We start from the raw sequence: 23,524 nt of genomic DNA, 5'->3' as shown, positions 1-23,524 counted from the left end.
CCATGGCCACCGTGTTACTCCGCCTGGTTGCGTGCATCTCTCTCTCGCCATGACCGCCTGGCGCCTTACCCTGAAAGTCGCGCGAGCGACTCCCGATCGGTCAAGGATAATGCATCGCAGCGGGGAGGTCGAGAATGACGCAGCCTGAACCTTGCCAAGGTCAGCCCGGCGGTGCGTAGAAGTGCTCGATTGCGCCGGCTGAACCTGGGCCGCGGTACTCAGGGGAACGAGCGCTGCTCCCCGCTGTCAGTGGGAGAGCTGCTTAGCTGTGCGCGCAGCACCTGTCTGGAATCCGTTCTGCTCTCTGTGTGGAGGTCTTCGATGCTGCATTCGCCGTTCAACACGCTTTCCCGATTCATCCCTCCGGGTCAGCCCGAGGCCCTGTTTTATTCACTGCCGGCGCTGGTTGCTGCCGACGTCGGCCGTGTCGATCGCCTGCCGGTGTCGCTGCGCATCGTTCTCGAAGCCCTGCTGCGTCACTGCGACGGCCAGCGCGTCAGCGAGCGGCATATTCTCGAACTGGCCGAGTGGCGGCCGCATTCCCCGCGCAGCGACGAGATCCCCTTCGTCGTCGCGCGCGTCGTGCTGCAGGATTTCACCGGCGTGCCACTACTCTGCGATCTGGCGGCCATGCGCCACGTGGCACAAACGCGCGGGCTCGATCCGCGGCGCATCGAACCGCTGGTGCCGGTCGACCTGGTCGTCGACCATTCGGTGCAGGTCGATCATTACGGCACACCTCAGGCGCTGCAGCAGAACATGACGCTGGAGTTCACGCGCAATGCCGAGCGCTATCAGTTCATGAAGTGGGGCATGCAGGCTTTCGAGACCTTCCGTGTGGTACCGCCCGGCGTCGGCATCGTCCATCAGGTCAATCTCGAACATCTTTTCCACGGCGTACGCCAGCAGGTCACGCCCCAAGGACGGCTGTGTTTTCCCGATACTCTGGTCGGCACCGACTCGCATACAACGATGATCAACGCCGTCGGCGTCGTCGGCTGGGGAGTCGGCGGCATCGAGGCCGAGGCGGCGATGCTCGGTCAGCCGGTATATTTCCTGACCCCGGACGTGGTCGGCGTCGAACTGACCGGCTGCCTGCGCGAAGGCGTCACCGCGACTGACCTGGTGCTCACGGTGACCGAGCTGCTGCGCCGGGAAAAAGTCGTCGGCACCTTTGTCGAGTATTTCGGTGCCGGCGCCAGCACGCTGTCGGTAACCGACCGCGCGACACTGGCCAACATGGCGCCCGAGTACGGCGCGACGATGGGCTTCTTCCCGGTCGACGAGAAGACCGTCAGCTACATGCGCTCGACCGGACGCAGCGAAGACGACTGCGTTCTCTTCGAGGCCTATTTTCGGGCGCAGGGACTGTTCGGCATTCCACGCGCCGGCGAGATCGACTACTCGCGTACCGTCCACCTCGATCTGGCGACCATCGTTCCCTCGCTGGCCGGCCCGAAGCGGCCGCAGGACCGCATCGCGCTGCCCGAAATGGCGAGCCGTTTCAATCACCTGCTCAGCGCCCCCGAGTCTGCCGACGGCTTCGCGCGACCGGCCCAGAGCCTGCACGAGCGCTACCCGACCGACCTTCCAGGAATCGCTCTCGGCCACGGCGACGTGCTGATCGCGGCGATCACTTCGTGCACCAACACCAGCAACCCGGTGGTGATGATCGCCGCCGGCCTGCTGGCCAGGAAAGCCGTCGGCAAGGGCTTGCGCGTGGCGCCGCACATCAAGACCTCGCTGGCACCGGGTTCGCGCGTGGTGACCGATTACCTGACCAGCGCCGGTCTGCTCGCGCCGCTGGCCGAACTCGGCTTCGCGCTCGCCGGCTACGGCTGCACGACGTGCATCGGCAACGCCGGCGACCTTCAGCCGGCGTTCAACAAGGCGATCGCCGAGCACCAACTGGTTGCCGCCGCGGTGCTCTCCGGCAACCGCAACTTCGAGGCGCGCATCCATCCCAACCTGCGCGCCAACTACCTGGCTTCGCCGCCTCTGGTGGTTGCTTTTGCCATTGCCGGCCGGGTGAACATCGACCTGGACAGCGACGCGCTGGGCATCGGCAACGACGGTCAGCCGGTCTATCTGCGCGACATCTGGCCGACGTCGGACGAAATCAACGCCGCCCTGCCGTTTGCGCTCGACCCGGAAACTTTCCGTCGGCGTTACGCCGACGTGACCGCCGATCAGGATCTCTGGAAAGCCATTCCCGCGCCGGCTGGTGAGGTCTACGACTGGCCGCCATCGACCTACATCGCTCGGCCTCCGTTCTTCGAACTGGCCGAGCAGGCCGCCGGCGACATTCGCGGTGCGCGCGCCCTGCTGATCCTTGGCGACTCGGTCACCACCGACCACATCTCGCCGGCGGGTTCGTTCGGCGAGGCGACGCCGGCCGGCACCTGGCTCAGGGCGCAGGGCGTCAGTCGCGCCGACTTCAACTCCTACGGCGCGCGCCGCGGGCATCACGAGGTGATGATGCGCGGCACCTTCGCCAACGTGCGCATCCGTAACCTGATGCTGCCGGTCGACGCCGAAGGGCGCCGCAAGGAAGGCGGTTACACCCTGCTCGACGGCCAGCAGACGACGGTCTTCGCTGCGGCGATGAGCTACGTCGAGCGCGGAACGCCGACCATCGTCGTCGCCGGTGAAGAGTATGGCACCGGCTCGTCGCGCGACTGGGCAGCCAAGGGAACGCGGCTGCTCGGCGTGCGGGCGGTGATCGCGCGCAGCTTTGAACGGATCCACCGCGCCAACCTGGTCGGCATGGGAGTGCTGCCGCTGCAGTTCATCGGCGACGACTCGGCGACTTCGCTCGCCCTGTGCGGTGACGAGGCCTTTGCCATCCTCGGACTCGGGCTGGGAATGATTCCCATGCAGCAGCTCACCCTGGTCATCGAACGGGCAGGCGGAGCACGCGTCGAGCGCCCGGTGTTGTGCCGCATCGACACGCCGATCGAGGTCAGGTACTACCGATCCGGCGGCATCCTGCCCTTTGTCCTCGACGAATTGCTCGGTAACGGCAAGGGAAATCCCTGAGCGCCCTGCCGTCACGTCTGTCGATGCGCACCACGTCCGCCGCGGAAGCGATTCCGCGGGCGGCTTGGGCTCGCCTCTGCCCGCCCGGCCATCCTTTTCTGAACGCCGATTTTCTGGCGATCAGCGAACGCCACGGAGCGGCGGCAAGCGAGTGGGGCTGGACGCCCTGCCATCTGGTAGTCAGCGACGAGGGGGACGAGGGCAAGCACGTCGTCGGTCTGCTGCCCTTGTACCTCAAGACCCATTCACATGGCGACTTCATCTACGACTGGTCGTGGGCGGCCGCTTATCGGCAGCTCGGCCGCGCGTACTATCCAAAGCTGATGACTTGCCTGCCGCACACACCCGTGGCCGGACCGCGCTTCCTGGTCGCCGACGGGCCGCAGGCGGCCAGCGTCCGGCAGGCACTGGTCGAAGGCGCCCGGACGCTGGCCGGCCGTGTGGGTGCTTCGTCGTGGCACGTGGCGCTGCCCGGCGAAGACGAAACCAAACTGCTGCGCAGCGAGGGCCTGTTGATCAGCCACGACGTCCAGTTTCACTGGGTCGATCCCGGCTGTGGCGACTTCGACGGCTACCTGGCGACCTTCAGTGCTGCCAAGCGGCGCAAGGTCAGAGCCGAAAGGCGGCGCGTGCAGGACAGCGGGTTGCGCCTCGAAACGCGCCACGGCGATCAGATCGACGTTGCCGAATGGCCGCTGCTGCACGCGCTTTACGCCGGCACCTTCGAGAAGTTCAACAATCACGCCGCTTTCTCGGCCGCCTGCTTCGCCGATCTGGCGACCGCGCTCGGCGACCGCATGGTCGCCTTCATTGCCCGCGATGGCGGGCTGCCGGTGGCCGTCGCGCTCTGCTTTCGCAGCGATGAAGCACTCTACGGCCGCTACTGGGGTTGCCTCGGCAACTACCACAGCCTGCATTTCGAACTCTGCTTCTACCAGGGGATCGCCTATTGCCTGCGCGAGGGCCTGCGCCGCTTCGAACCGGGCGCCGGCGGAGAACACAAGCTCGCGCGCGGCTTTACGCCGACCGTCGTCCATTCGGCGCACTGGATCGCCGACCCCGGCATGCGCGAAGCTCTGGGCCGCCATCTGACGCTTCAGCGCGAAGCGCTTGCCGAGTACCGTGACCAGGCGGCCGAGCATCTGCCGTTCCGGCGCGATCTCTCGCTGCCGTCGCAGGTGTGACGCGATGCCGAACCGTTACCGCCGATCGGGCGCGGCACCAGCCGTCGGTTGGGGTGAGGTACGAACCCCAACATTTCGGGGGGGAGATTACGTTGGGGTTCCTGCGTCACCCCAACCTACGAAACGACGCACGTTTTTTGCCTTTACCCTTCACAGGAGTTCGTCATGAGCCAATACCAGATCGCCGTAGTCGTCGGCAGCCTTCGCCGCGATTCGTTCAACCGCAAGCTGGCCAACGCTTTGGCCAGACTGGCGCCGGCGGATTTCTCGTTCAGTCAGGTCGAGATCGGCGACCTGCCGCTCTACAACCAGGACGACGACGCCAGGCAGGCAGATTCGGTTCAGCGCCTGAAAGCCGAACTCGCGGCAGCGCAAGGGCTGCTGTTCGTCACCGCTGAATACAACCGCTCGATTCCCGGCGTGTTGAAGAACGCCATCGACCACGCGTCGCGTCCGTATGGCCAGAGCGCCTGGGCGGGCAAGCCCGCCGGCGTCATCGGCGCTTCGGTCGGCGCCATCGGCACGGCGATGGCGCAACAGCATCTGCGCAACGTTCTCGCCTACCTGGATGTCCCCACCCTTGGCCAGCCCGAAGCCTTCATCCATGCCAAGGACGGCTTGTTCGACGAGGCCGGCGACGTGGGTGAAGGCAGCCGGAAGTTCCTGCAGAGCTGGATGGACCGCTACGTCGCCTGGGTCAGGAAGCATGCCGGCTGATCGGCGTCTCTCACCCGCAGCGGGGCTCGGGCGCTAGCCGGATCTGTCGATCGACGACCTGCAGGCGCTGCATGTCGGGCAGTTCGATCACGTCGCGATCGTGACAGGCGATGACCGCCGTCGTTTGCGCGGCGACGAAACCGCGCAACAGGTCGATGGTCTGCAGGCGAGATTCGGCGTCGAGGTTGGCCGTCGGTTCGTCGAGCAACAGCACCTGTGGCGCCAGCACCCAGGCGCGCGCCAGCGCGACGCGCTGCCTTTCTCCCCCGGAGAGCTTCTGCGGCGGCGTGCCGAGCAGGTGTGCCAGGCGTGCCCAGGCGATCGCCGCGGCGACCAGTCGCTCGCGCTCGCCGCGGTCGACGCCGCGGGCGCGCAGCCCATAAGCGATGTTCTCCGCCACGCTGGTATGAAAAAGATAGGGATGCTGGTGGACGTAGATGATCTGTCGTCGCAGCCAGCCCGGATACGGGTGCCAGTCAAAAGGCCGCTCACCATACCGTCCGCAACCCCGGTCGGGTGCTTCGAGGCCGGCCAGGATGCGCAGCAAGGTCGACTTGCCACTGCCGTTCTCGCCGGTCAGCACGTAACTCTGGCCGCTGTCGAGCGCCAGCGTGTCAATCGACAAGAGGCGTCGTTCGCCGAACGACTTGCTCAGCGCGGTCACGGTCAGCAGGCTCATCGCCGCGACTCTCCCTGAAAGAAGGCGAAGGCCGAATTGATGCTCAGCGCAACGACCAGCAGGACAATGCCGAGCGCAATTCCCTGCGCGAAATCACCCTTGCTGGTCTCGAGCGCGATGGCGGTCGGCATGTTGCGCGTCACGCCGGCGATGTTGCCGCCGACCATCAGCGAACAACCGATCTCCGAGATGACCCGGCCGAAAGCGTTGCAGACCGCCACCATCAGGGCGAAGCGCACCTCGACGAGCATCGTCCACGCGATGCGCGGGACCGACGCGCCGAGAGCGACGGCGGTCTCGCGCGCCCGCGGATCGGCACCCTGAATCGCCGACAGCGAGAAGGCGATCAGCGCCGGCAGCGCGATCAGGACCTGGCCGATGACCATTGCCGTCTGGGTGAACAGCAGATGCAGTTGGCCAAAGACACCCTGGCGCGAGAGCAGCAGATACAGAATCAGCCCGACGACGACCGTCGGCGATGCCAACAGCCCCTGCGTGACGACGATCAGCGGCCGCCGGCCGGGGAATCGCGCGCTGGCGAGAAGATAGCCGACGCTGATTCCGAGCGGCATGGCGATCAACATGGCGCGCAGCGTCACCGAGAGAGAAACGCCGACGATGCGCCACAGGTCGGCATCGCCGGACAGGAGCAGGTGCAGGGCAGCCTGCGTCGCATCGAGAAGTTCCAAAGGCCGCTTACTGATCCGGCGCAACGAAGAACAACTGCTCGCCCTTGGGCCGGAAAGCGCTGATCGCCGACCGCCCGGCGGCGCTGGTCAGCCAGTCGATCAGCGCCATGGCATCGGCGAAGTTGATGTCCGGGTACCTGGCCGGGTTGACCGCCATGACGCCATAGGGATTGAACAGGCGTCGGTCACCCTGGACCAGGATGTCGAGACCCGTTCTCGCCTGGGTGGCCGCATAGGTGGCGCGATCCGCCAAGGTATAGGCCCGCATCTCGCCCGCCATCGTCAGGACCTCGCCCATGCCGAGGCCGGCCGAGACATGCCACGGCGCTCCCCTGGCGCTGATGCCGAGTTGCTGCCAGTAGATTCTTTCCATCCGCTCGGTTCCCGAATCGTCACCGCGCGAAACGAAGCGCGCCTGGCTGGCGGCGATTCGCCGCAAGGCGTGCAGCACATCGCCGCCGCCGCGAACCGCCGCCGGGTCGCTTTTCGGGCCGACGAGAACGAAGTCGTTGTACATCACGTCGCGCCGGTTGACCCCGTACCCGGCGGCGACGAAAGCCTGCTCGGCCGGGCGGTCATGAACCAGCAGCACATCGACATCGCCGTTCTCGGCCAGCTTGAGCGCCTTGCCGGTACCGACCGAGACGACCTGCACGTGGACCTTATGTTGCCGCTCGAAGGCTGGCAGGATGGCGCGCAGCAGGCCCGAGTTGTCGGTGCTGGTGGTCGTTGCCAAGCGCAGGTCGCGCGCCTCGACGGCTGACGAAAGACAGAGCAGGAACAGAACGATCCACACCGCCAGACGGTAGGCGGTCGAGAATGGGTGGCCCATGCGCTTACTTGTCGGACTCGTTGCTTCGGTCGGCGGGAATGTACGGGATCAGCCCCTTCTCGAACGCCTCCACCTGCTGTTCCCGTGAAGCGTGTCGGATGTCAATGATCAAGCCGTTGATCGACACCATCCAGACCATCGGATTGGCCTCCAGCCTGCTCGGCAGGGTCCACTTCGGGTCGAACTGATGAATCCTGAACATCGTCCGAATCGCTTTCAACTTGGCTGCCCCGGTGCTTTCCGCGATGCCGAACGCTTGGTCGATGGACAGGAGCTTCAGGTGCGGGGTCTGGCCTGGATCGTGGAGAAAGTTGACCCAACCGATGGTTCGCACGACGCCAGTAGCCCAGGTCGCGAGACCTCCTCGTAGCAGCGGCGACGGTCGTTTGCGTGCCAGAGCCGCCGCCAGGTTGCGGCACAGCATCGCGTACTCGTCGTTCAGATGGTTCCGGCAGAAAGCGTCGGTCATACCGCCAATCGCTTCGAGCACCGCTTTGACGTCCGCCGTACCACCGCTGGCGGCTGGCTTTTTCGTCGCAGCTTTCCTGACCGCGGGTGGCGTCGAAGCTGCAGGGAGCGAAGTGATGATTCCGTAGTTTTCCTTGGCCCGCTTGTAGTCCTCGTTCAGCGATCGGCGAATGCCTGGGCCAAAAAAAATATTGTAGCCCGTCAGCAGTCCGTCGTAGATGATCCGCCCGTTGATCGGCAGCAGGACGCCCTTGACGATGACAGGCAGGTAGGGGCCGACCAGTTCTTCGAACGAGGTGGCGAGGGCCAGCACACCATAGGCCTTCACTGGGTCGCCGGTGCTGAGGAAAACGGCGTACTGCTGGAGGTAGCGAAAGACGTAAAATTTGCCGATCACGGCATGTTGCCAACCGGCAACGATGGCCAACTCTTCGGCGGTCAATTGCGAGGGATTCTCTTGCACGAACTGGTCGATCAGTTGCGGCTGAGCGTAAACGGCATCGCGGATCTTCACGCGGGTTTCAAGCGGCAAGGACGTGAACTGGTCCGGGTCGGAGAAATCCCCGGGCACAAGTTCAAGCTTGCTGTTGGCATACGAGCACAAGGCGGCATAGAGCTTGTAGAACAGCATGCCTTGCGCAAAGGAAATGTGCCCGCGAGGCATCTGCGGCTCCGCCATGGGCGGCCTCGGCGATGCCAGCTTGCTCTGCACGGCAGACACTTCGGCTGGTGAAACCTGAAAGCCCTGGGCGACCAGTGCTTCGGCGATAGCCATCGGCGACGCATCAGGATGCTCGGCAAGAAACTGCCGGATCGTCCGCGTCGCGCTGAGGGGAATATCATTCTCTGGCATTTTTTTGTCCTGAGGAAAAGAAGGGGGAATCAGACGGCACCCTTGCGAGTATAAAACCAAGCTCCAAGGCTCGCTACCCGACGCGCGGGACGTTTCCCGCCAGCAAGCGCCGCATGCTGCGATGCGGTAAAATGCGCCGATGATCTATCCGCTGCTGCGCCATTTCTTCTTCGCGCTCGACGCCGAAACCGCCCACGGCATCGGGATGAACGGTGTCGATTTCCTCAACGCGACCGGCACCTCGTGCTTGCTCGCCAATCCGGTGCCACCAGACCCGGTGCGCGTCATGGGAATCGACTTTCCCAACCCGGTCGGTCTGGCCGCCGGTCTGGACAAGAACGGCGATCACGTCGATGCCCTGGCGGCCCTGGGTTTCGGTTTCATCGAGATCGGCACGGTGACGCCGCGCGCGCAACCCGGCAACCCGCGGCCGCGCATGTTTCGTATCCCGGAAAGGCAGGCGATCATCAATCGCCTGGGGTTCAACAACGATGGTGTCGAGAAGTTGCTGGCCAACATCGCGGGTGCGACGTTCACGCGCCGCGGCGGCGTGCTGGGAATCAATATCGGCAAGAACTTCGATACGCCGATCGAGAAAGCGGCCGGCGACTATCTGCTCTGCCTCGATCGGGTCTATGACGCAGCGAGTTACGTCACGGTGAACATCTCTAGTCCGAACACCAGGAACCTGCGCGAATTGCAGAACGACCTCGCGCTCGACGCCCTGCTCGGCAGCCTGAAGAGCGCGCAGGCCAGGCTCGCCGATCGCCACGGCAAGTATGTGCCGCTGGCGCTGAAGATCGCCCCGGACCTTGAAGACGCGCAGATCCAGGCGATTGCCGACCTGCTGCGCCGGCACCGTATGGACGGCGTCATCGCGACCAACACTACCGTCTCGCGCAGCGGCGTCGAGGGCCTGCCGAACGCTGAACAGACAGGTGGGCTTTCCGGCGCACCGCTGGCTGCGCTGGCCACCGCCGTGCTGCAGAAACTCTCGATTGGGCTGGCCGGCGAACTGCCGATCATCGGCGTCGGCGGCATCATGCGCGGCGCCGACGCCGCCGCCAAGATCGCCGCTGGTGCCAGCCTGGTGCAGTTCTACACCGGCTTCATCTACCGCGGCCCGGAGCTGGTCGCCGAGGCGGCGGCGGCGATTGCCGCAGGGCACGCCGCCTGAGGCGGCTTTTGCCGTATGCCGCACAGGGTTGCATGCGCGCACTGGCCGCGGGATAATCGCGGCGCCCCGTACTGCGCTGCCTACTGCCCACGCAAATCATGACCCACTACCTGTTCATCATCGTCGGCGCGGTCCTCGTCAATAACGTCGTCCTGGTGAAGATCCTCGGCCTGTGCCCGTTCACCGGTGTTTCCAAGAAACTGGAGACGGCCTTCGGCATGGGTGCGGCGACGACCTTCGTGCTCACCGTCGCGACGGGTGCCAGCTACATCATCGACCACTACCTGTTGATGCCCTTCGGGCTGGAATACCTGCGCACGCTGTCGTTCATCGTCACCATCGCGGCCATCGTCCAGCTCACCGAGATGGTGATCCAGAAGACCAGCCCGCTGCTGCATCAGGTGCTCGGCATTTATCTGCCGCTGATCACGACCAATTGCGCCGTCCTTGGCGTGCCGCTGCTGAACGTCGCCAACAGGAACGATTTCGTCGAGTCGCTGCTCTTCGGGGCTGGCAGCGCGGTCGGCTTTTCGCTGGTCCTCGTCCTCTTCGCAGGAATCCGCGAACGCATCGAGGGCGCCGATGTCCCCACGTACTTCCGTGGCACGGCGATTGCGATGGTCACCGCCGGATTGATGAGCCTGGCTTTCATGGGCTTTGCCGGCCTCGACAAGTACCAATGATCACCACCCTGGCGATCATGGCCCTCGGGGCCATCGTTCTTGGCGCAGCGCTCGGCTATGCGTCGATCAGGTTCAGGGTCGAGGGCGACCCGCTGGTCGAAAAGATCGAGGCGATCCTGCCGCAGACCCAGTGTGGTCAGTGCGGCTACCCCGGTTGCAAGCCCTATGCGGCGGCCATTTCGAGCGGCGAGGCGGACATCAACCTGTGCCCGCCGGGCGGCCTCGACGGTGTGCGCAAGCTCGCCGACCTGCTCGGTCGCGAGGTCAAGCCGCTGGAGGCCGAGGAGAAGCCGAAGCAGGTGGCGATCATCGACGAACGGACCTGTATCGGTTGTACGCTGTGCATCCAGGCCTGCCCGGTCGACGCCATCGTCGGCGCCGCCAAACAGATGCACACGATCATCGAGCCGCTGTGTACGGGTTGCGAGCTGTGCGTCAAACCCTGTCCCGTCGAGTGCATTACCATGCAGCCGATCACCGAGAACCTCGACAACTGGAAGTGGAAATACCCGGTGATCGAAATCAAGCGTGCGGCGTAACGGTCATGACCGTTTCCCTCCCTTGCAGGGCGCATTCCGGCTTGCACGCCGGAATCGCTCGATGGGCACGGAGCATGCTCCGCGAATTCCCCATCTCGCCCCCCGACCCCTCTCCCGCCTGCGGGAGAGGGGAGATTCGTGAGTCGCTGACGCGACTTTCAACGTAACGACAGCCATGCTGCGGCGACTGTTCAACTTCAAGGGTGGCGTCAAGCCGCAGACGTACAAGGCGCCTTCGGTGCAGGCGCCGATCGGCCTGGCGCCGGTGCCGTCGCGGCTGTTCGTTCCCCTGCATCAGAATATCGGAGGCGTTCCCAACCCGCTCGTCGAGGTCGGCGAGCAGGTGCTCAAGGGACAGTTGATCGGTGGCGCCGACGGCTGGGTGTCGGCGGCCGTGCACGCGCCGACTTCGGGCGTGGTCCTGGCCATCGAGAAGCACGTCGCCGCCCATCCTTCCGGCCTGCCGACGCTCACGGTGGTCATCGAAGCCGACGGCCGTGACCAGTGGATGACCCGTACGCCGGTCGATCACCGGAGTCTGGCGCCCGAGCGCGTGCGTGAAATCCTGCGCGATGCCGGCGTCGTCGGCCTTGGCGGCGCCGTTTTTCCGAGTCACGCCAAGCTCACCGCTGCCAAGGCGGTGGCCATGGACGAACTGGTCATCAACGGTGCCGAGTGCGAGCCGTTCATGACCTGCGACGACCTCTTGATGCGCGAGCGCGCCGAAGAGATCGTCCGCGGCAGCACCATTTTCCGTGACCTGCTTGGTGCCCGGCGGGTGCTGATCGGCATCGAGGACAACAAGCCCGAGGCCGTCGCGGCGATGCAGGAGGCGGTGCGTCGACTGGCCGTGGACTACGAGGTCGTCGCCGTTCCCACGCGCTATCCGGCCGGCGGCGCCAAGCAGTTGATCCGCGTGCTGACCGGCAAGGAAGTCCCGGCGAGCAAACGGTCGACCGAACTCGGCGTGCAGTGCTTCAATGTCGCCACCGTGTACACGGCCTATCGAGCCCTGGCGCATGGCGAGCCGGTGATCTCGCGCATCGTCACGCTGACCGGCAATGTCCTGCAGCCGCGCAACTGGGAGGTGCGTCTTGGCACCCCGCTGCGCGATTTCGCCGCGCTCGGGCAGCCGAAGGCCGATACCAGCAATTACCTGATGGGCGGGCCGATGATGGGCTTCGAGGTGCCCAGCCTGGACGCGCCGGTGGTCAAGGCGACCAACTGCCTGATCGCCGGTTCGCCGGCCTTGTTCCCGCCCAGCCCGCCCGAGATGCCGTGCATCCGTTGCGGCGCCTGCGCCGACGCGTGTCCGCACGAGTTGCAACCGTTTGAGCTGTACTGGTTCTCGCGCGCCAGGAACTTCGGCAAGACGCAGGAGTACCACATTTTCGACTGCATCGAATGTGGCTGCTGCAGCTACGTCTGTCCTTCGCACATCCCTCTGGTGCAATACTTCCGCTTCGCCAAGAGCGAAATCTGGGCCCGCGAGCGCGAGAAGAACGCAGCCGACGCTGCCAAGGCTCGCTTCGAGCTGCGTAACGCGCGCGACGAGCGCGAGAAGGCCGAGAAGGCCGAGCGCCTGGCCAAGGCCGCCGCCGCCCGGACGGCGGAAAAGAAAGCGGCAGCGGCCGAAGCCGGCGCCGCCGGAGCCGACGCTCCGCCGAGCCGGCCTGCGTCGCCTGCGGATCCCGTCGCTGCCGCGCCAGCGCTCGATGCTGAGGCGATCAAGAAGGCCACCATCGTCGCGGCGATGGAACGTGCGCGTGCCCAACGCGCGGCCGTACAACCCAGGAATACCGATCAACTGACCGCAGAGCAGCAGAAGGAGGTCGCCGCCGTTGAGGCGAGAAGGGCTGCCTCGCCCGCCGAAACGGCGCCGCCGGCCCAGCCGGTGGTCGTGCGCGAAGGGGAGCCAGACCAGCCGTGACGGACTTCACGACGCCGCCTTATCTGCTCCTCGAACGTAGCAGCGTTCGCCGCGTAATGCTCCAGGTGCTGGCCGCCCTTTTGCCCGGCATCGCCGCCTATGTCTGGCTGATCGGTCCGATCATCCTGGTGCAGTTAGCCATCGCCACGCTCGCCGCACTCGCCGGCGAGGCGCTGATGCTCGGCGTTCGCCGTCAGCCGCGGGGGCTTTTCCTGACCGATGGCAGCGCCATTGTCACCGCCTGGCTGATTGCGCTGGCCTTTCCACCGATGGCGCCGTGGTGGTTGATCGTCGTTGGTACGCTGTTCGCCATCGTGGTGGCCAAACACTTGTACGGCGGACTCGGTCAGAACCCTTTCAATCCGGCGATGGTCGCTTTCGCCGCGTGCATCGTTTCCTTCCCCGCCTTGATGTCGCAGTGGCCGGCACTAGGCCTCACGCTGACGCTGACCCTGAGCGAGCAGTTGCAGATCATTGCCGGACTTGCCTCGCGAGTCGACGTGATGAGCGGCGCGACGCCGCTGGACGCCCTCAAGACGGCGCTGAAACTTGGCGACGGCGAGCTCGACGTACCGACGCTGCTGGCGACGCAGGAGGTGTTCGGCCACTTCGCCGGCCGTGGCTGGGAGTGGGTCACCAGCGGCTATCTGCTCGGCGGACTCTGGCTGTGGCAGCGCAGGATCATCGCCTGGCACGCGCCGCTCGGTTTCATCGCCGGCCTGTCGTTGCTGGCCGGAGTGCTCTGGCTGTGGCAGCCGCAGCAGTTCGCCAGTCCGCTATTCCATCTCTTCTCCGGAGGCACCCTGCTCGGCGCCTTCTTCATCGTCACCGATCCGGTGTCCGGTTGCACGACGCCGAAGGGCAAACTGATCTTCGGCTTTTCGGCCGGATTGCTGGCGTACACGATACGCGTCTTCGGCGGCTATCCCGATGGTGTCGCTTTCGCCGTGCTGTTGCTGAATCTCTGTGTGCCGCTGATCGACATGTACTCGCAGCCGCCGATCTTCGGGCTGAAGAACGAGAAATGACGCCAACGGTCAAGACGCCGACTGCGGCCAGGATGGCGCTGCGCACGGCGGTCATCCTGCTGATCTTCGTGGTCGTGTTCACCGGCCTGCTGGCTGCAGCTTTCCTGTGGACCCAGCCGGCGATCGAAGCGGCGGCGGCCAGCGAGAAAATGAAGCTGATCAGCGAAGTGCTGCCGCGCGAGGTGTACGACAATGATCTTCTCCAAGACAGCCTGCAGCTTGCCCCCAGCCCCCTGCTCGGAGTCGACGAGGCGTCGACGGCCTATCGGGCACGTACGGGCGGCAAGACAAGCGCGCTGGTCTTCGAAGCGGTGGCCCCGGATGGTTATTCCGGCAAGATTCGCCTGCTGATTGCCGTTGCTGCCGATGGCAGCGTGCTCGGCGTCCGGGTTGCGCAGCACAAGGAGACGCCCGGTCTTGGCGACTACGTCGAGCCGCGCAAGGACAAGAACAAGGAGCACCCGTGGATCAGGCAATTCGACGGTCTGTCGCTGGCGACGGTCGCCGTTCGCGACTGGCGGGTCAGGAAAGACGGCGGCCGCTTCGACTCCGTTGCCGGCGCAACGGTGACGCCGCGAGCCGTGATCAAGGCGGTGCATAAGGCGCTGCGCTACGTCGCAGAGAATCGCCAGCAACTGTTCGCAACCAGCCAGGGAGAACGCTGATGATGATCCGTGACGAATTCCGCCAGATCAGGGACAACGGTGTCTGGCACCAGAACACCAGCCTGGTGCAGATCCTCGGACTGTGCCCGCTCCTGGCCGTGACCACCAATCTGGTCAATGGGGTCATGCTCTCGCTGGCGACGATCATCGTCATGGCCATCTCGAATGCCGCCGTCTCGTCGCTGCGCAACCTGATCCCGCACGAGATCCGCATCCCGGTGTTCATTCTGATCGTCGCCGCGCTGGTCACCGTCGTCGATCTGATCTTCAACGCGCAGTTTCACGACCTCTACCTGGTGCTCGGTATCTTCATCCCGCTGATCGTCACCAACTGCATCGTGCTGGCGCGCGTCGAGGCCTTCGCCAACAAGAATCCGCTGCTGCAATCGACGCTCGATGGCGTCTTCATGGGCGTCGGCATGCTGTGGACGCTCGCCTTGCTCGGCGGGCTGCGCGAACTGATCGGCGGCGGCACGCTGTTCTCCGGCATCGACATGGTCTTTCCGGCGCTGCAGCAGCTGCAGTTGCTGCCGGCCGACTATCCCGGTTTCCTGCTCGCCATCCTGCCGCCCGGTGCATTCATTCTCCTCGGCTGTCTGATCGCCTGGAAGAACTGGGTCGAAGCGCGCGCCGCGGCGCGCAGTCCGGGGCGGCCTCCGATGCCGTCGGCGGCGGTCACCGATGGCGCCTGAGAGCATCACGGCTACTGCCGGCATGAACAGCGCCCAGCGTCATGAAGTCTTTGTCCGCCTGCGCTCTGCCAACCCGGAACCGGCCACCGAGCTCGCCTACGCGACGAACTTTCAGTTGCTGATCGCCGTCATCCTGTCGGCGCAGGCGACTGACAAGAGCGTCAACCTGGCGACTGGCAAGCTCTTTGCCGACGCGCCCACAGCACAGGCGATCCTGGCGCTCGGTGAGGATGGCCTGGCCGGCTACATCAACCGCATCGGTCTGCACCAGACCAAGGCCAGGAACATCATCGCCACCTGTCGGCAATTGCTCGATCTCCATGGCGGCGAGGTTCCGCCGTCGCGAGCGGCGCTCGAAGCGCTGCCAGGGGTCGGCCGCAAGACCGCCAACGTGGTCCTCAACACCGCTTTTGGCGAAGCGACGATCGCCGTCGACACGCACATTTTTCGCGTCGCCAACCGCACCGGGCTGGCCGCCGGCAAGACGCCGCTGGCCGTCGAACGCGAGCTGCTGAAGGTCGTTCCGGAGGAGTTCAAGTTATCGGCACACCACTGGCTGATCCTGCACGGGCGCTACGTCTGCAAGGCGCGGCGGCCTGACTGCTGGCGCTGCGCGATTGCCGACCTCTGTGCCTGGCCGGAGAAGACTGTCGATCCGTACGCGGTGCCTGAGCGATGAGCGTCGCCAGTGCGCTGGTCGCCGGTAACGACCCCCTGCCCCAACTGGCCGAGCAAGCGCTCAGGCTGGCGCTCGAAAAGGCCGGCGAGCAGCAGGCCAATGGCGTCCTGCTCTTCCTCACGGCCGAGTTCTCACGCCACGCGCAGCAGGCCGTCACCGCCGTGGCGCGTGCGGCCCGCTGCACTCAGGTCGCCGGCGGCATCGCCGCCGGCGTTTTTACCGACAGCGGCTGGGTGCTCGACCGGCCGGCAGCCGCGGTCATGGTCTTTACCGGCGGTATCTCGCTGGGCCACCCGGAGACCCTTGCCCTGAGCGGTGAGCCTCTCCTGAGCTATGCCGGCAGCACCCTGCCGCAGGGCTGGAGCGACGTCGGCCAGAAGCGCTTCGGAGGCAGTTTCGCAGGCCACGCCGGGCGCGTTGATCCAGTCGCCTGGCAGCAGAGTCGACTGACTGACCAGTGCAGCGTGCAACTGCTCGGTGCGCACGTCGAGGTCGGTGTCTCGACAGGCTGGCGATTGCTGGGCGATGCGCAGCCGGTTGACAGCAGCCGAGCTTACGAACTGCTCCGGCTGGGCGGGCATACAGCCCTCGACAGCCTGCTGGCCGCCGTGCGCGAAGACGGCCACGATGGGTCACCGCCGATGACCTCGCTGTGCGCAGTCCTGATCGACGACGGTGCGAGCAGCGAGACGCAGGGGCAGTTCTCCTGTGCGGACGGCGCTCATCACCTGATCGCGATCATTGCCAGCAGCCAGCAGGGTTCGCTGACCCTGGCCGAGCGCATGCTTCCCGGGCAGCGCCTGGCGTGGGCAATACGTCTGCCGGAAGCGGCCGCGGAAGACATGCGCCGAAGCGTCGCCCGCCTGGCGGTCGTCGCTCGCCACCCGGTCGGCGCAGTGGCCTTTTCGTGCATCGGTCGCGGCCCCTATTTCCATGACGGCGAAGACCGCGACATCGACTGCCTGCGCGAGCGCTTTCCGGGGCTGCCGCTGATCGGCACCTATGGCACCGGGCAGATCGCACCCAGCCCGGCGCGCGGCATGCTGCAGAATGCCGTCGTCACTGCCTTGATCAGCCACGTCGCACGGAGATTCGATGTTCAATCCAAGCCGTGAACAGGTCCGACAGTTCTTCTGCGAGGCCTGGCGCAAGCATCGCCAGCGTTCGATCCTCGAAGGCGCCGAAGTCACCGCAGCCGACCTGATCGCGCATCATCCCGAGTACCACGCTCTGCTCGAGAACCCCGCCCTCGCGCTGGAGCAGGAGTTCACTCCCGAGACCGGCCAGATGAACCCTTTTCTCCATCTGTCGCTGCATCTGGCGGTTGCCGAGCAGATCAGCATCGACCAGCCGCCCGGAATCCGCGCCGCCTACCAGGCGCTGCGCACGCGTCTCGACGTCCATGAGGCGGAGCACGCGATCCTCGAGTGTCTCGGCGAAACGATCTGGCGTGCCCAGCGTCACGGTGGGGAGATGGATGGCGCGGCTTACCTCGACTGCGTTCGGCGGGCGGCGGGCGTCTGACGCCGCTGCTGACCCTTGCCGCAAACTTTGCGCGTAGAATCGAAGCGTTTTCGAGAGGAGCACGATCATGCGCTTTGCCGGTTCCGAGACCTACGTCACCACCCGCGACCTGACGCTGGCGGTCAACGCCGCGATCACCCTGCAGCGGCCGCTGCTGATCAAGGGCGAGCCGGGTACCGGCAAGACGATGCTCGCCGAGGAAGTGGCGGCAGCCCTTGGGTTGCCGCTTTTCCAGTGGCACATCAAGTCGACGACCAAGGCCCAGCAGGGGCTCTACGAATACGACGCAGTCTCTCGCCTGCGCGACTCACAGCTCGGCGAGGCCAAGGTCGCCGACATCGGCAGCTACATCGTCAAGGGCGTACTATGGCAGGCCTTTGAATGCGAGACGCCGTCGGTCGTCCTGATCGACGAAATCGACAAGGCCGACATTGAATTCCCGAACGACCTCTTGCGCGAACTCGATCGCATGGAGTTCTTCGTCTACGAAACCCGCCAGCAGGTTCGCACCCGCCACCGTCCGGCGGTCTTCATCACCTCGAACAACGAGAAGGAACTTCCCGACGCCTTCCTGCGACGCTGTTTTTTCCACTACATCAAGTTCCCCGACAAGGAGACGATGACGCGCATCGTCGACGTCCATTTCCCCGGACTGAAGCCGGCGCTGTTGCGCGAGGCGCTGGAAGTGTTCTTCGAGTTGCGTGAAATCCCCGGCCTGAAGAAGAAGCCTTCGACCTCGGAGTTGCTCGACTGGCTCAAGCTCCTGCTGGCCGAGGACATCCCGCCCGAAGCGCTGCGCAGCAAGGACCAGAAGACGGCCATCCCGCCGCTGCACGGAGCGCTGCTCAAGAACGAGCAGGACGTACACCTCTTCGAACGCCTGATCTTCATGGCGCGCCACAACCGCTGAGAGCCTGAACGCAGCCGGCGATGCTGATCGACTTCTTCCTGCACCTCAAGGCGAACCGCCTGCCGGTTTCGATCAAGGAGTTCCTTTACCTGCTCGAAGCACTGCAGCAGCACGTCATCGAACACAGCATCGACGATTTCTACGTCCTCTCGCGCGCCATGCTGGTCAAGGATGAGACGAACTTCGACAAGTTCGACCGCGCCTTCGGCGAGTACTTCAAGGGCGTCGAAGCGCTGCCGGGGATGGACGTGATGATCCCCGAGGAGTGGCTGAAACAGGCGGTGAAGAAACACCTGACCGACGCCGAGCGCGCCAAGCTCGAAAAACTGGGTTGGGACAAGCTGATGGAAACCTTCAAACAGCGCCTGGCCGAACAGAAGGAGCGTCACTCGGGCGGCAGCAAGTGGATCGGTACCGGCGGCAGTTCGCCCTTCGGCCACGGCGGCACGCATCCCGAGGGAATCCGCGTCGGCGGCAAGAGCGAAAACCGCTCGGCAGTCAAGGTATGGGAAAAGCGCGAGTACAAGAACCTCGACGACAACGTCGAACTCGGCACGCGCAACATCAAGCTCGCACTGCGCCGCCTGCGCCGCTTCGCCCGTCAGGGCGCGCCGGAAGAACTCGATCTCGAAGGCACGATCGCCGGCACGGCGCGCAACGCCGGCTGGCTCGATCTCAAACTGCGGCCCGAACGCCACAACGCCGTCAAGGTGCTGCTCTTCCTGGACATCGGCGGTTCGATGGACGATCACATCCGCGTCTGTGAAGAACTCTTCTCGGCCTGCCACACCGAGTTCAAGCATCTCGAATACTATTACTTCCACAACTGCGTCTATGACTACCTGTGGCAGGACAACCGCCGCCGGCACAGCGAGCGCGTGCCGACGCACGACGTGATGCACAAGTACGGCAACGACTACAAGCTGATCTTCGTCGGCGACGCGGCGATGAGTCCCTACGAACTCGTGCAGCCCAACGGCAGCATCGAATACAACAACGCCGAACCCGGCGCAACCTGGCTGCGCCGGCTGACCGAGACCTGGCCGCACGCCATCTGGCTCAACCCCGAGTCGGAACACGCCTGGCAATACCGGCAGTCGACTTCGCTGGTCTACAACCTGATGGGCGGGCGAATGTTTCCGCTGACTCTGGATGGGTTGGAGAGGGGGATGAGGCTGTTGAGCAAGTAGGTCATGGGAGGGTCGCGCGCTCTGCGCGACCCTCCCATGACCTACTGAATGCTTTGGCGCTGATGGAGGGCTGGCGGCGATTCCGCCCAGGCGGTCGGTCAAGAATACGACCTACGCAACGACTTGCCGCGTGGGTTGGGCGCAGACCCGCGCGCGTGCCGAAATCGACGCGGCTCTGGGACCGGTCGCTGGCGCGATGGGTAATGCTCGACGGATCGGCCCTTTGAATGTGGTGGCGTCGTGCCTTGCGGCAATGCTGGCACTGTGGGCTGCAGTGCATTGAAGAATAGCGCGCGGTAAACGGGGAGGGACCACGTTTTTGGCGGGAATCGGGGTCTGTCCCTCATGGCGCGGGGGGTATGTCGTGTGCACCAGTGTATCCGTGGTCGGGCTCACAGGATGCACCTGCCGGAAAAAATCGTCGGCGCCGGGATGGCCCCCAGGGGGTTGGGGTGGCTGCTCCATAATGCTGAAGTTGAGAGTCGTCAAGCGAAGCTGCGGCAATGCACTCAGCGAGTAGAGGGGTAAACGGGGACAGACCACGTTTCTGGTGGCCTGTCCGATTTTTTTCCCGCACAAAGTTCAAACCCGCGGGCTCAGGGCGTGCAATCAAGCATTCAGCGGTCAGGAAGCAATGCCGAGGATCTCGACGACCTGTCTGACGCTCAGTAGGCGCACGCGCTGGTTTCCGGGAGTCGATCAAGGCCCGGATCGCGCGTTGGGACCGGCTTACCCCAGCGCAAGTCGACAAGCGGGGCCAGGAACACCGGCCGCTTTGAGCGTGTCGGAAAACTTGGGGGTGTCGAACGTCACGGTACTCATGCCCTGCATCCTGCCAGACAAGAAACCACTGCACAACGCATGCTTGAGGTCAAGTCGTTTTTTCGGCAAGATGGGAAATTAGACACCAAGAAAGAAATGGAGAGTGAGTGGCATGAGCACCAGTTACGAAGCAGACGTAGTCGCATGGGCCAACGAGCAGGCCGAGTTCATTCGTGCCGGGCGTTTCGATCTGCTCGACCGAGAACACATTGCGGAGGAGATCGAGGACGTGGGCAAGAGCGAACAGCGCGAACTGGCGAGCCGGATGGCTGTGCTTGTGGCTCATCTGCTGAAGTGGCAGTGTCAGCCCGGTCGGAGGGGGTCGAGTTGGGAAAGCACCATTCGCATCCAGCGGAAGGAAATCTTCTGGTTTCTCAAAGATGCTCCAAGTCTGGCCGGCAGACTTCGCGACCCGATGTGGATTGATCGCTTCTGGTCCAATGGGGTAGCCCAGGTCATTACAGAAACCGGTCTGGACTGCTTTCCAGATGCCTGTCCCTGGTCGATTGAAGGTGAAGTCCTCAAGGACGGCTGGCTTCCGGACGCCTAGCGGCGAGGGTCAAGCGAGGGGCGTGGGTCAAGGGAGCGCAAGAGCGGGAGCAGGTCTTTCCTTTTTCCCATAACCCAAAAAAACTGTGCAAATCACTGGCGAAGCGCACGCCAAAGCAAAAGGAAAGACACTTTTTCCTCTCATTGAAGGCTCAGAAGAATTGCTTGGCGAAGTTGGCAACGGCCAGAGCGATCAGGACGGCGATCATCCACTGTAACAGTGAAAACTTGCTTTCGACCTTCATCTCGAGGCGCTCGATTCGATTTTCCAGTCGCACGATGTCCGACTTGGTCGCCAGAGACGTGTCAAGCACGTCAGCAAACACTTCCGGCTGCGCCTCGGCCAAGGCTTCGGCAAGTTGTGGCGAGGCCCCTGCGGCTTCCAGCTTCTATCATCCCGCTCTTTGAATTTTCAGGGCCACTTCGCTTCCGCTTGCCTGGTCGACGTGATCGCCGCTGCTGGCCCGCTGCTTCGAGGCGGCGTCCGCAGCGCAGCGGCCGGCGTCAGGTCCGGTCGCTGGTGCGCCCGGCCAGGAACGCCTGCGCTTCCTCCCGGCGCTCGAAGACGTGCGGCGCGATGCTGCGTGCGGAGAAGGCTTCACCGAGCTTGGCACGCAGGAACGCACTGGTGGCGTAGCGGGTGATCTGACTGAAATAATTAGCCAGGAAGTAGCGGTCCATTTCGGCATAGGCGTCGTACATGTCCTGGTTGATGCGAAAGCGGTCGTAGTTGATGATCACACCGACCCGCTTGCCGGCCGCCCGGCAGCGCAACTCGCAAATATCCCAGATCGCTTTCACGTCCTCGACCACCCGGACATGCATGCCCTCGAAATTGAGGAACAGGATGTTGCGCTCCGGATCGTAAATGACCCTTTCCGGCAAGGACAGGTTGAGCAGTTCAGACTCCAGTCCCATCGGGTTGGCATTGAAGATGCGCGCATCCATCTCGCCATATTCACCAATGATAGGCGCGAAGTCCATGTACGGCAGAATATCCCGGTTGACGTCGATGCCGGGCGCCACCTCGATCAGCGCCAGACCTCGCCGGACCCGACGAAACACGCAGCGTTCGGTAACGTAATAGACCGGCTTGCCACGATCGTAGGCGTACTGGCCATTGAAGGTGATTTGCTCGACCTGCTTAAGGAACTTCCGCTGGCTTCCCTCCTGGACAATGCGCAGCTTGCCGTCATTGACCTCGACCTTGAGACCGCTGCCGGTAAAGGTGCCGACGAAGACCACCAGACGGGCGTTCTGGCTGATGTTGATGAAGCCGCCAGCGCCGGTCAGCCGGCCGCCGAAGCGGCTGACGTTGACGTTGCCGGCGGCATCGCACTCGGCCATGCCGAGACACGCCATGTCGAGGCCGCCGCCGTCGTAGAAATCGAACTGCTGATTCTCGTCGATCACCGCGTCCATGTTCACGCCGGTCCCGAAGTTGCCCCCGCTCGAGGGAATCCCGCCGATCAGACCGGATTCCACGGTCAGCGTCAGCAAGTGCGAGATCCGCTCCTCCTGAGCGACCGCCGCCACCCCTTCGGGCATCCCGACCCCCAGATTGATGATCCCGTTAGGTGGCAATTCGAAAGCCGCGCGCCGAGCGATGATCTTGCGCTCGGTCAGCGGTGTCGATACCAGGCTGGGGTGGGGAACCCGGAACTCGCCGGCATAGGCGGCGCTGTACGGGGTCGCCAGCGTCTGCATGTGCTGGAGCGGTTCGGCGACCACCACGCAATCGACGAGAATGCCGGGAATTTTGACCTGCCGCGGAGGAAGCCCGCTGCGCTCGGCGATCCGTTCGACCTGGGCAATCACAATCCCGTTACTGTTCTTGGCGGCCATGGCCATGGTGAGGTTGTTGAGGGTCAGCGCTTCCCTCTCCATCGTGATGTTGCCAAAAGTATCGGCGGTGGTGCCGCGCACGAAGGCGACGTTGACCGTACCGACCTTGTAGAACAGCCACTCCTCGCCATCGACTTCGACCAGATTGACGATGTCCTTGGTGGTGTCGGCATTGATTCGGCCACCGCCGTAGCGCGGGTCGACGAAAGTGTGGAGCCCCACCTTGGAGAAGGAACCCGGCTTGCCGGCGGCCAGATCCCGGAACAACTGGCAGATGATTCCCTGGGGCAGGTTATACGCCTGGATGCGGTTGTCGAGGGCCAGTTGCGCCACCTTCGGCATGCGTCCCCAGTGGCCCGCCACGACCCGGTGAAGCAAGCCTTCGTGGCCCAGGTGATTGAGTCCCAGGGTCTTGCCGTCGCCCTGACCGGCAGCGGCGAACAAGGCCAGGTTCTTTGGGCTGCCGGTGGCCAGGAAGCGGCGCTCCAGCGCCGACAGCAGGGCCTCGGCGAAGCCGGTCTGGACGAAGCCGGTACTGGCCAGCGTATCGCCGTCCCGGATCAGGGCGATCGCTTCGTCGGCGGTAACGATCTTGCTGCGCATGGTGGTTCACTCCCGATCACATTCCTGATTTCAGGGCCAAGGGCCCACTGGCGACAGCCTCATCGCGGCGGTAGCCAGGGACAGGAAATCCAGCGCCACTTACGACACCGTACATGCCTCATCAAGCGCCGTCAATCCCGGATTTGGACCCGGAAAGGTGGTCAACAAGGCGCATCGGATCGTGCCCTACCGCCCCGGCCGTTGGCTGCCCCCCCCGAACCACGCCT

Annotated in this window: 22 protein-coding genes; 16 read left to right on the top strand and 6 right to left on the bottom strand. The window is 64.4% G+C overall.

The features are described from left to right. Positions 1-321: 321 nt before the first annotated feature. The 3 genes from acnA to ACCAA_RS08545 all read left to right on the top strand — a co-directional run bounded on the left by acnA (position 322) and on the right by ACCAA_RS08545 (position 4,940). On the top strand, positions 322-3,039 hold the full coding sequence (acnA, locus tag ACCAA_RS08555) for an aconitate hydratase AcnA (RefSeq protein WP_186406815.1): 2,718 nt from the start codon (positions 322-324) through the stop codon (positions 3,037-3,039). A 23-nt stretch (positions 3,040-3,062) separates the two neighbouring features. Beyond that, a complete protein-coding gene (locus tag ACCAA_RS08550) occupies positions 3,063-4,223 on the top strand; it encodes a GNAT family N-acetyltransferase (protein ID WP_245754498.1) in 1,161 nt (386 codons plus the stop codon). 165 nt (positions 4,224-4,388) lie between these two features. Further along, positions 4,389-4,940, top strand: a complete 552-nt coding sequence (locus ACCAA_RS08545; RefSeq protein ID WP_186406814.1) for an NADPH-dependent FMN reductase — start codon at positions 4,389-4,391, stop codon at positions 4,938-4,940. A gap of 10 nt (positions 4,941-4,950) precedes the next feature. Here ACCAA_RS08545 and ACCAA_RS08540 read toward each other — a convergent pair whose 3' ends face one another. The 4 genes from ACCAA_RS08540 to ACCAA_RS22010 are packed head-to-tail and all read right to left on the bottom strand — an operon-like array spanning position 4,951 to position 8,461. Further along, on the bottom strand, positions 4,951-5,619 hold the full coding sequence (locus ACCAA_RS08540) for an ABC transporter ATP-binding protein (protein WP_186406813.1): 669 nt from the start codon (positions 5,617-5,619) through the stop codon (positions 4,951-4,953). Continuing rightward, positions 5,616-6,308, bottom strand: coding sequence for an ABC transporter permease (locus ACCAA_RS08535; RefSeq protein ID WP_186406812.1), 693 nt, complete (start codon positions 6,306-6,308; stop codon positions 5,616-5,618). Before ACCAA_RS08535 ends, ACCAA_RS08540 begins: the two co-directional genes overlap by 4 nt. A 7-nt stretch (positions 6,309-6,315) precedes the next feature. Beyond that, complete coding sequence (locus ACCAA_RS08530; RefSeq protein ID WP_186406811.1) at positions 6,316-7,140, bottom strand: ABC transporter substrate-binding protein; 825 nt, start codon at positions 7,138-7,140, stop codon at positions 6,316-6,318. Between the two features lie 4 nt (positions 7,141-7,144). Next, positions 7,145-8,461 carry a DUF6398 domain-containing protein gene (locus ACCAA_RS22010; protein WP_245754497.1) on the bottom strand — a complete coding sequence of 439 codons (1,317 nt, stop codon included), beginning with the start codon at positions 8,459-8,461 and terminating at the stop codon, positions 7,145-7,147. A gap of 139 nt (positions 8,462-8,600) precedes the next feature. Here ACCAA_RS22010 and ACCAA_RS08520 point away from each other — a divergent pair, with 139 nt between their 5' ends. The 13 genes from ACCAA_RS08520 (at position 8,601) to ACCAA_RS08455 (ending at position 20,850) form a co-directional block, all read left to right on the top strand. Then, positions 8,601-9,638, top strand: a complete 1,038-nt coding sequence (locus ACCAA_RS08520; RefSeq protein ID WP_186406810.1) for a quinone-dependent dihydroorotate dehydrogenase — start codon at positions 8,601-8,603, stop codon at positions 9,636-9,638. Between the two features lie 98 nt (positions 9,639-9,736). Next, the gene (rsxA, locus tag ACCAA_RS08515; RefSeq protein ID WP_186406809.1) at positions 9,737-10,321 is read left to right on the top strand and encodes an electron transport complex subunit RsxA; all 585 of its coding nucleotides are present in this window, start codon (positions 9,737-9,739) and stop codon (positions 10,319-10,321) included. Further along, entirely contained in the window at positions 10,318-10,860 is a 543-nt protein-coding gene (gene rsxB / locus ACCAA_RS08510; RefSeq protein ID WP_186406808.1) for an electron transport complex subunit RsxB, read from the top strand. The genes rsxA and rsxB overlap by 4 nt, the downstream gene beginning before the upstream one ends. A gap of 175 nt (positions 10,861-11,035) precedes the next feature. Next, on the top strand, positions 11,036-12,790 hold the full coding sequence (gene rsxC / locus ACCAA_RS08505) for an electron transport complex subunit RsxC (RefSeq protein ID WP_186406807.1): 1,755 nt from the start codon (positions 11,036-11,038) through the stop codon (positions 12,788-12,790). Beyond that, entirely contained in the window at positions 12,787-13,818 is a 1,032-nt protein-coding gene (locus ACCAA_RS08500) for an RnfABCDGE type electron transport complex subunit D (RefSeq protein ID WP_186406806.1), read from the top strand. The genes rsxC and ACCAA_RS08500 overlap by 4 nt, the downstream gene beginning before the upstream one ends. After that, positions 13,815-14,483: an electron transport complex subunit RsxG gene (rsxG, locus tag ACCAA_RS08495; protein ID WP_186406805.1), complete on the top strand. Its 669-nt coding sequence runs from the start codon at positions 13,815-13,817 to the stop codon at positions 14,481-14,483. The genes ACCAA_RS08500 and rsxG overlap by 4 nt, the downstream gene beginning before the upstream one ends. A gap of 2 nt (positions 14,484-14,485) precedes the next feature. Then, positions 14,486-15,175 carry an electron transport complex subunit E gene (locus ACCAA_RS08490; RefSeq protein ID WP_186406845.1) on the top strand — a complete coding sequence of 230 codons (690 nt, stop codon included), beginning with the start codon at positions 14,486-14,488 and terminating at the stop codon, positions 15,173-15,175. A 22-nt stretch (positions 15,176-15,197) separates the two neighbouring features. Beyond that, the gene (gene nth / locus ACCAA_RS08485; protein ID WP_186406844.1) at positions 15,198-15,854 is read left to right on the top strand and encodes an endonuclease III; all 657 of its coding nucleotides are present in this window, start codon (positions 15,198-15,200) and stop codon (positions 15,852-15,854) included. Then, the gene (locus ACCAA_RS08480; RefSeq protein WP_186406804.1) at positions 15,851-16,969 is read left to right on the top strand and encodes an FIST C-terminal domain-containing protein; all 1,119 of its coding nucleotides are present in this window, start codon (positions 15,851-15,853) and stop codon (positions 16,967-16,969) included. The genes nth and ACCAA_RS08480 overlap by 4 nt, the downstream gene beginning before the upstream one ends. After that, complete coding sequence (locus ACCAA_RS08475; RefSeq protein ID WP_186406803.1) at positions 16,950-17,378, top strand: DUF1841 family protein; 429 nt, start codon at positions 16,950-16,952, stop codon at positions 17,376-17,378. Before ACCAA_RS08480 ends, ACCAA_RS08475 begins: the two co-directional genes overlap by 20 nt. A 67-nt stretch (positions 17,379-17,445) precedes the next feature. Further along, positions 17,446-18,288, top strand: a complete 843-nt coding sequence (locus ACCAA_RS08470; RefSeq protein ID WP_186406802.1) for an AAA family ATPase — start codon at positions 17,446-17,448, stop codon at positions 18,286-18,288. Between the two features lie 20 nt (positions 18,289-18,308). Then, on the top strand, positions 18,309-19,478 hold the full coding sequence (locus ACCAA_RS08465) for a vWA domain-containing protein (protein ID WP_186406801.1): 1,170 nt from the start codon (positions 18,309-18,311) through the stop codon (positions 19,476-19,478). 934 nt (positions 19,479-20,412) lie between these two features. Continuing rightward, positions 20,413-20,850, top strand: coding sequence for a DUF29 domain-containing protein (locus tag ACCAA_RS08455; RefSeq protein WP_186406800.1), 438 nt, complete (start codon positions 20,413-20,415; stop codon positions 20,848-20,850). Between the two features lie 151 nt (positions 20,851-21,001). On the opposite strand, the gene ACCAA_RS08450 is transcribed toward ACCAA_RS08455, so the two are convergent. Together ACCAA_RS08450 and ACCAA_RS08445 are read right to left on the bottom strand one after the other, a co-directional pair. Continuing rightward, the gene (locus ACCAA_RS08450; RefSeq protein ID WP_245754496.1) at positions 21,002-21,163 is read right to left on the bottom strand and encodes a hypothetical protein; all 162 of its coding nucleotides are present in this window, start codon (positions 21,161-21,163) and stop codon (positions 21,002-21,004) included. Positions 21,164-21,353: 190 nt separating this feature from the next. Continuing rightward, a complete protein-coding gene (locus tag ACCAA_RS08445) occupies positions 21,354-23,297 on the bottom strand; it encodes an acyl CoA:acetate/3-ketoacid CoA transferase (RefSeq protein ID WP_186406799.1) in 1,944 nt (647 codons plus the stop codon). Between the last annotated feature and the right edge of the window lie 227 nt (positions 23,298-23,524).

It is taken from the genome of Candidatus Accumulibacter aalborgensis (assembly GCF_900089955.1).
Lineage (GTDB): Bacteria > Pseudomonadota > Gammaproteobacteria > Burkholderiales > Rhodocyclaceae > Accumulibacter > Accumulibacter aalborgensis.
Note: the sequence above shows the minus strand (reverse complement) of the source record. Positions and strands in the feature narration are given on the sequence as shown.

Coding starts and splice junctions, on each gene's coding strand:
- acnA (WP_186406815.1), top strand. CDS start 322: ATGCTGCATTCGCCGTTCAACACGCTTTCCCGATTCATCCCTCCGGGT.
- ACCAA_RS08455 (WP_186406800.1), top strand. CDS start 20,413: ATGAGCACCAGTTACGAAGCAGACGTAGTCGCATGGGCCAACGAGCAG.
- ACCAA_RS08475 (WP_186406803.1), top strand. CDS start 16,950: ATGTTCAATCCAAGCCGTGAACAGGTCCGACAGTTCTTCTGCGAGGCC.
- nth (WP_186406844.1), top strand. CDS start 15,198: ATGAACAGCGCCCAGCGTCATGAAGTCTTTGTCCGCCTGCGCTCTGCC.
- ACCAA_RS08465 (WP_186406801.1), top strand. CDS start 18,309: ATGCTGATCGACTTCTTCCTGCACCTCAAGGCGAACCGCCTGCCGGTT.
- ACCAA_RS08545 (WP_186406814.1), top strand. CDS start 4,389: ATGAGCCAATACCAGATCGCCGTAGTCGTCGGCAGCCTTCGCCGCGAT.
- rsxA (WP_186406809.1), top strand. CDS start 9,737: ATGACCCACTACCTGTTCATCATCGTCGGCGCGGTCCTCGTCAATAAC.
- ACCAA_RS08445 (WP_186406799.1), bottom strand. CDS start 23,297: ATGCGCAGCAAGATCGTTACCGCCGACGAAGCGATCGCCCTGATCCGG.
- rsxB (WP_186406808.1), top strand. CDS start 10,318: ATGATCACCACCCTGGCGATCATGGCCCTCGGGGCCATCGTTCTTGGC.
- ACCAA_RS08530 (WP_186406811.1), bottom strand. CDS start 7,140: ATGGGCCACCCATTCTCGACCGCCTACCGTCTGGCGGTGTGGATCGTT.
- ACCAA_RS08540 (WP_186406813.1), bottom strand. CDS start 5,619: ATGAGCCTGCTGACCGTGACCGCGCTGAGCAAGTCGTTCGGCGAACGA.
- ACCAA_RS08480 (WP_186406804.1), top strand. CDS start 15,851: ATGAGCGTCGCCAGTGCGCTGGTCGCCGGTAACGACCCCCTGCCCCAA.
- ACCAA_RS08550 (WP_245754498.1), top strand. CDS start 3,063: ATGCGCACCACGTCCGCCGCGGAAGCGATTCCGCGGGCGGCTTGGGCT.
- ACCAA_RS08490 (WP_186406845.1), top strand. CDS start 14,486: ATGATCCGTGACGAATTCCGCCAGATCAGGGACAACGGTGTCTGGCAC.
- ACCAA_RS22010 (WP_245754497.1), bottom strand. CDS start 8,461: ATGCCAGAGAATGATATTCCCCTCAGCGCGACGCGGACGATCCGGCAG.
- ACCAA_RS08470 (WP_186406802.1), top strand. CDS start 17,446: ATGCGCTTTGCCGGTTCCGAGACCTACGTCACCACCCGCGACCTGACG.
- ACCAA_RS08520 (WP_186406810.1), top strand. CDS start 8,601: ATGATCTATCCGCTGCTGCGCCATTTCTTCTTCGCGCTCGACGCCGAA.
- rsxG (WP_186406805.1), top strand. CDS start 13,815: ATGACGCCAACGGTCAAGACGCCGACTGCGGCCAGGATGGCGCTGCGC.
- rsxC (WP_186406807.1), top strand. CDS start 11,036: ATGCTGCGGCGACTGTTCAACTTCAAGGGTGGCGTCAAGCCGCAGACG.